The sequence below is a fragment of the Streptomyces sp. CA189 genome (assembly GCF_056428985.1).
The window spans coordinates 21,416-27,612 of the sequence record NZ_JBWJVM010000100.1 but is presented as its reverse complement, the minus strand read 5'-3'; the positions used below and the strand labels follow the sequence as shown (position 1 = coordinate 27,612).

Sequence of the window (6,197 nt, the reverse complement as noted above, 5' to 3'; positions counted from 1 at the left end):
GCCTGACCCTCTACCAGGCCCTGGACCTCCTCCAACACCTCATCGCCACCTGGACCGGCACATGCCCAACCTGCCGACAACCCACCCCATGGCAGCCCTACGACAGCACGTAACAAAGCCCTACTAGAGCCTGCCTCTTGGATCGATCCGCTCCACGGCCGAATCCACGGCGACCAGGTCGCGGCCGGGGGCGGCGGGCGTGGCGTAGGGATTTGTGCGGGTTGTCGGGTGATGATGGCGCGGTGCGACTTGATCACGTGTCCTATGCGGTGGCCCGCGACAGCTTCGTCTCGACCGTCCAGTGGATCGGATCGGCCCTCGGGGCCGGGTTCGTCGACGGGGGCGTGCACCCGCGATTCGGCACCCGCAATTTCATTCTCCCGCTGAGCGGCGGCACCTACGTCGAGGTCGTCACCACACTCGACCACCCCGCCGCCGACCGCGCACCCTTCGGCCAGGCGGTCGCGCGCCGCGCCGCCGAGGGCGGCGGCTGGCTCGGTTGGGTGGTCTCCGTCGACGACATCGCCCCGGTCGAGGCCCGCCTCGGCCGCACCTCGGCCGAGGGCCACCGTGTCCGCCCCGACGGGTTCGACCTGAGGTGGAAGCAGATCGGCCTGCTGGAACTGCTGGAGGAACCGCAACTGCCCTACTTCCTTCAGTGGTCGGTCCCCATCGAGGAGCGCCCGAGCGCCGACCCGCGCACCTCCACCACCATCCACGGGGTCTCCATCGCCGGCGACGCCGCCTCCATCGCCGAATTCCTCGGCGAACCGGCCGACCACCCCCTCGACCAGATCGACGTCACCTGGGTCGAGGATGAGGAGCCTGGCCTGGTCTCGGTCGAGTTCGCCACCGCCCACGGCCCGGTCACGATCTGACCAGGGCCCGACTGCCCCGCGGGAGCAGCCGGGTGGCGGGACCTGCCCGACGAGCTCGGCCCGTTCCACACCGCCCACAAACGGCTGATCAGATGGGCCGGCGACGCACCCGCCTTCGAAGCGGTCATGGCCCGCATCCGCGCGCCACGAAGCGGGCCCGGCAGGCCCCGAACCCGGCCGTTGGCCGTGCTCGCGGACCGGGCCCACTCCTCCCGTGCCATCCGGTCCCACCTGCGACGACGCGGGATCCGCGGGGGCATCCCGCAGCCGTCCGACCAGATCGCCAGGCAGCACTCCACCTCGCCGCCATCCTCATCTGGGCACGAAGCCGACCGAGCGCGCGGCCTGCCGGATCAAGCCGACGCCCACCGGCACCGCGCCCCCGCCGTCAGTCGAGCCGCCCCCCGGACGCCGGGCGGACCGCCGCGGCCACCGCCTCCGCCAGCACCGGTACGTCCGCCAGGGACAGCGTCGACATGGTCATCCGCACCGCCGGCCCGGACTCCATCCGGAACCGGGCCCCCGGAGCGACCGCCCAGCCCGCGCCCAGCAGTCGCGTGACGACCGCCGTCTCCTCGGCGACGGGCACCCACACGTTCATCCCGCTCCGCCCGTGCGCGCGCACCCCGCGCCGGGCCAGCGCCGCGACCAGCCCGTCCCGGCGCTCCCCGTACGACCGCGCGACCGCCACGGGGTCGACCGCCCCGGCCTTCCACAGCTCCACCGCCGTGTACTGCAGCAGCCTGCTCACCCAGCCCGGGCCCAGCCGCTGCCGCCCCCGGACCCGGTCGAGCGTGACCCCGTCCCCGGTCAGAACGGCGAGCCGCAGGTCCGGCGCGTACGCCTTCGCGGTGGAGCGGATCAGCACCCAGTGCCGGGTCACCCCGCCCAGCACGTTCAGCGGCAGGTCCACGATGCCGTGTCCGTGGTCGTCGTCGATGACCAGCACCTCCGGGTACCCGGCGAGCACCGCCCGCAGCTCCGCGGCCCGCTCCGCGCTCACCACCGCCCCGGTCGGGTTCTGCGCCCGGGCCGTCACGAGCAGCGCCCGCACCCCCTGCGCCAGCGCCCGTTCCACCGAGCCGGGCAGCGGTCCGTCGTCGTCCACGGCCACCGGCACCACCCGTAGCCCCAGCGCCGGGACGAGGTCGAGCACGCTCCCCCACCCCGGGTCTTCGACCGCCACCGCGTCCCCAGGCCGCAAGTGCGCGGCCAGCACCCGTTCGATGCCGTCCAGCGCGCCCGAGGTGACCGCCACCTCCCCGGCCGGCACCCCGTCCGCGTCGAAGGCGGCCCGGGCGAGCCGCGCCAGCTCCGGAACCACCGGGTCGTGGCCGTAGAGCGTCGGCTCCGCGGCGTACCGGCGCGCCGCGCCCGCCAGCGCGGCGTCCAGCGCGGGCAGCAGCCGAACGTCCGGGTTGCCGGAGGCGATACCGCGGACCCCCGCCGGGACGGTCATCCGCAGCTGGTCGCGCGGCGCGGTCGCCGGGCGGGCCCGCACCCGGCTGCCGCGCCGCCCGTCGGTCTCGATGACCCCGCGCTCGCGCAGCGTGCGGTACGCCGCGGCCACGGTATTGGGGTTCACCCCCAGCACTCCGGCGAGCTCCCGCATCGGCGGCAACAGCGCTCCCGGCGCGAGCGCGCCGGAGGCGACGCCCGCTTCCACACTCGCGGCGATTTCCGATGCGCGCCGCCCGATGATCAGATACTCTCCTAGCACAAAGCCAAGTATGCACTAATACAACGGAGTCCGCACGATGAGCGTCACGCCTGCCCCCGAGACCACCACGGAGACGTCGACGGCAGCGGCCGCGACCACGGCCACGACCTCAGCCGCGTCGGCCACCGGGTACGCGCCCACCGAACGTACCGTCCCCAGCCGGTACCGCGACCGTGCGCACTACGACCACGAGACGGTGCACTCGATACTCGACGCGGCCTACCTCTGCCACCTCGGCTTCGTCCGCGACGGCGCGCCGGTGGTCCTGCCGACCCTCTTCGGCCGGGTCGGCCAGACCCTCTACGTGCACGGGTCCACCGGCTCGGGCCCGCTCCTCGCGGCCGGCAAGGCCGACCCGGGGCTGCCGGTCTGCCTCACCGTGACCCACCTCGACGGCCTGGTCCTGGCCCGGTCCGCCTTCCACCACTCGCTCAACTACCGCTCGGTGGTCGTCCACGGCACCGCCTACCAGGTGACCGACCCGGAGGAGCGCCGGATCGCGCTCGACGCCCTCGTCGACCACGTCGTCCCGGGCCGCTCGTCCGATTCCCGGCCGGCCAGCGCCAAGGAGCTCGCGGCCACCGCCGTGATCCGCCTGGACCTGAACGAGGTGTCCGCCAAGGTCCGCGACGGCGGCCCGAGCGACGACCCCGAGGACCTCGCGCTGCCGTTCTGGGCGGGCGTGGTCCCGGTCGCGCCGGCGTACGGGACCCCGGTCCCGGCCGCCGACCTCGCCGCGGGGATCGCCGTCCCGGACTACATCACCGCGCTCTGACGGCCGCCTCGGCGGCAGGGGCGGGCCGGACCTCCGGCCCGCCCTCCCGCGTGTCCGCATCCCGCTCGTCCGCCGGCCGCCGCGACTCGGCGGCGATCAGCGCGCCCACCGCCGACAGCAGGAGTACGGTGCCCAGCGCCACCGGCCCGGTCAGCCGCTCCCCGAGCACCAGGACGGCGATCGCCGCGGCGCCGACGGGCTCGATCAGCATGATCACGGACACCGTGGCGGCCCGCACCGCGGCGGCCCCGCTGAAGTAGAGCGCGTAGGCCAGCGCGGTCGGCACGGTGGCCATGTAGGCGAGCAGCCAGAGCACCCGGACGGGCTCCGCGGTGTGCGGCATCAGCCCCTCCACCAGGGCGAAGGGCAGCAGGCACACCGTGCCCACCCCGACCGACCAGACGGTGGTGACCAGCGGGTCCCCGCCGGTCCCGCGCCGCCCGAGCAGCCTGGCCCGCAGGGTCATGGCCCCGTAGCCGGCGGCCGACAGCAGCGCCCAGCCGACGCCGAGCGGCCGCACCTCGCCGCCACCGCTGCCGAGGACGAGTACGGCCAGCCCGGCCAGCGCCCCGCCGACCGCGACGGTCCCGCCCCGGCCGAGCCGCTCCCCCATCCAGTACCGGGCCCCGAGCGCGATGAGCACGGGCCCGGATCCGAGGGTGACCACGGTGCCCACGGCGAGGCCGGTCTCGCGCACGGCGGCGAAGTACGCGGACTGGAAGAGGGTGAACAGCAGCCCGGTCCCGATCAGCGACCCCACCGAGGCCCTCTCCCGGACGGCGCCCGCCCTGACGGCACTGCGCCGTACGCTGCCGCCCCGCGGGCGGCGGCGTACGGCGAGTACGGCGAGCAGCACCGCCAGCCCGCCCGCGCACCGCCAGAACGACAGGGCGAGCGGGCCGAGGTCACTGGCTAGGAAGAGCAGGGAGGCCGCCGCCCCCGCCGTGCCCCAGGCGGTTCCGGCGATGACGAGGAAGAGCAGGCTGCGCCCGGTGGCGGGCGTGTGGTCCGACTGGACCGGCTGGATCGACACGAGAGGTCTCCGCGCGTGCGTGAAGGATGAAAGGTGCAGGTCATCGCTTCGCGGGCAGCGCGAATCCGCCCGGGACACGGCCCGGGGCGGGTTCTTCTACGTGGTGGCAGCCGCCCGCGCTAGGCGGCGGGCGGCGGAAGCACGGTCGACAGCATGATCGAGATCCTAGACCTTGCTCGGATCGCGGTCCAGAGCGGCCACCGGCTCCGCGACCCCGGGCGCGGCCTGCCCCCGGGAGGTCTGCGCGATGAAGGCCCCGCCCAGCACCAGCGCACCGCCGACGATCTGCCAGGTCGCGAGGTGCTCGCCGAGGAGCACCCAGGCCAGCACGGTCGCCACGACCGCTTCCAGGCAGGCCACCACGCCCGCGACCTGCGGCGACAGCTTGCGCACGGAGACCACGCCGGTCAGGTACGCGAACACGGTGGCGATCAGCACCACCCAGCCGAGCAGCACCGGCGCGGGCACCATCAGGTCCCCGAGCGCCGCGTCCCCGCCCAGCACCTGCCAGTCGATCTGCCAGGGCCGGGCGATCACGGTCATCACGAGGGTGCCGACGATCATGCCGTACGCGATCATGCCCATCGGGTCCGGCACGTCGTCCCCGTCGCTGCCCTGGTCGGCGAAGACGAAGTAGAAGGCCTGGCAGCAGGCCGCCGCGAGGCCGAGCAGGACGCCGAGCGGGTCGAGGCTCAGCCCGGCCCAGATCTGCACCACGCAGGCGAGGCCCACGACGGCCACGGCGGCGCCGGCCGCGGCGGCCCGGGTCACGGGCCTGCGCTGCACGAAGCGGATCCAGCCGAGCAGCAGCGCCGGGCCGAGGTACTCCAGCAGCAGGGCCACACCGACCGGGATCCGGGACAGCGAGGCGAAGTAGAAGGCCTGGACACCGGCCACGGCGACGATTCCGAAGCCCGCGAGCAGCAGGGGTTTGCGGCGTACGAGATCGCGATGGCGCCAGGCCAGCGGGGACAGCACGAGCGCCGCCCCGGCCACCCTGAGCCAGACCATGTGGAGCGGGTCCAGACCCGCCTCGATCAGCGGCTTCGCCGCCACACCCGAACCACCGAACGCGATCGCCGAAACGAGGGCGAGGCCCAGTCCGGCATGTCTCCCTGACGCTTGCATTCGGACATCATGGCAGGGCCGGTCAGGAGCGAAGACACCGTGACACCTGTTGAGACGCTCCCGAGACCGACCCGACACCGGCCGGGCCCCCACCCACCCCGATCCCCGATATCTGACAGGTCGTCAGTCTTGAATGTTGCGTCCGCCGGGACTACCTTCCGCCGCACGTACCTGACGAGAAGGGGTGGTCGCATGGCTGAAGTCACCGCGGAATCACGCATCGAGGCGTCCGCCGCGAAGCTCTGGTCCCAGCTGACCGACTGGGAGGCTTACGGCCAGTGGAGCATGACCCACACCAACTTCCCGAAGGGCGGCCCGGAGACCCTCGCGGTGGGCTCCACCTTCGCCGAGAACATGAAGATGATGGGCTTCCCGGCCGAGGTCCTGTGGACGGTCTCGGAGCTGGAGGACGAGCGCGTCTTCGCGATCACCGGCAAGGGCCCGATGGGCGTGGCGGTCCTGACCCGCTACACCCTGGTCCCGGACGGCGAGGCCACGACGGTCCGCATCGACGGCGAGTTCACCGGCGCCGCGGTCTCCCTCATGGCGGGCAAGCTCAAGGACTCGGCCACCGCCGCCCTGAACGAGTCGCTCCGCAAGCTCTCCGGCCTGGTCGCCTGAGCAGCGCTCCCGGCCGAGCAGGTCCGTACGCACGCACGCTCA

At 73.8% G+C, this 6,197-nt stretch carries 6 protein-coding genes and 1 pseudogene; 4 read left to right on the top strand and 3 right to left on the bottom strand.

Going from position 1 to position 6,197, the window contains the following annotated elements:
* Positions 1-242 precede the first annotated feature (242 nt).
* Positions 243-878 carry a VOC family protein gene (locus AC061S_RS39980; protein WP_478690780.1) on the top strand — a complete coding sequence of 212 codons (636 nt, stop codon included), beginning with the start codon at positions 243-245 and terminating at the stop codon, positions 876-878.
* Between the two features lie 96 nt (positions 879-974).
* Positions 975-1,220 (top strand): annotated as a pseudogene (locus AC061S_RS39975) (IS5/IS1182 family transposase); the annotation flags it as partial.
* A gap of 46 nt (positions 1,221-1,266) precedes the next feature.
* Here AC061S_RS39975 and AC061S_RS39970 read toward each other — a convergent pair.
* The gene (locus AC061S_RS39970) at positions 1,267-2,598 is read right to left on the bottom strand and encodes an aminotransferase class I/II-fold pyridoxal phosphate-dependent enzyme (protein WP_478690779.1); all 1,332 of its coding nucleotides are present in this window, start codon (positions 2,596-2,598) and stop codon (positions 1,267-1,269) included.
* Positions 2,599-2,635: 37 nt separating this feature from the next.
* Between AC061S_RS39970 and AC061S_RS39965 the strand changes: the two genes are divergently transcribed.
* Complete coding sequence (locus AC061S_RS39965; RefSeq protein ID WP_478690778.1) at positions 2,636-3,373, top strand: pyridoxamine 5'-phosphate oxidase family protein; 738 nt, start codon at positions 2,636-2,638, stop codon at positions 3,371-3,373.
* On the opposite strand, the gene AC061S_RS39960 is transcribed toward AC061S_RS39965, so the two are convergent.
* The gene (locus AC061S_RS39960; RefSeq protein ID WP_478690777.1) at positions 3,360-4,406 is read right to left on the bottom strand and encodes a DMT family transporter; all 1,047 of its coding nucleotides are present in this window, start codon (positions 4,404-4,406) and stop codon (positions 3,360-3,362) included. The genes AC061S_RS39965 and AC061S_RS39960 overlap by 14 nt on opposite strands.
* 165 nt (positions 4,407-4,571) lie before the next feature.
* Positions 4,572-5,534, bottom strand: coding sequence for an EamA family transporter (locus tag AC061S_RS39955; RefSeq protein ID WP_478690776.1), 963 nt, complete (start codon positions 5,532-5,534; stop codon positions 4,572-4,574).
* Positions 5,535-5,726: 192 nt separating this feature from the next.
* Between AC061S_RS39955 and AC061S_RS39950 the strand changes: the two genes are divergently transcribed.
* Positions 5,727-6,155 (top strand): type II toxin-antitoxin system Rv0910 family toxin, encoded by a 429-nt coding sequence (locus AC061S_RS39950; protein WP_478690775.1) that lies wholly within the window; start codon positions 5,727-5,729, stop codon positions 6,153-6,155.
* Positions 6,156-6,197 lie beyond the last annotated feature (42 nt).

What these genes read in the sequence shown, in the direction of transcription:
- AC061S_RS39965 (WP_478690778.1), top strand. Translation starts at nt 2,636, where the DNA reads ATGAGCGTCACGCCTGCCCCCGAGACCACCACGGAGACGTCGACGGCA.
- AC061S_RS39955 (WP_478690776.1), bottom strand. Translation starts at nt 5,534, where the DNA reads ATGCAAGCGTCAGGGAGACATGCCGGACTGGGCCTCGCCCTCGTTTCG.
- AC061S_RS39950 (WP_478690775.1), top strand. Translation starts at nt 5,727, where the DNA reads ATGGCTGAAGTCACCGCGGAATCACGCATCGAGGCGTCCGCCGCGAAG.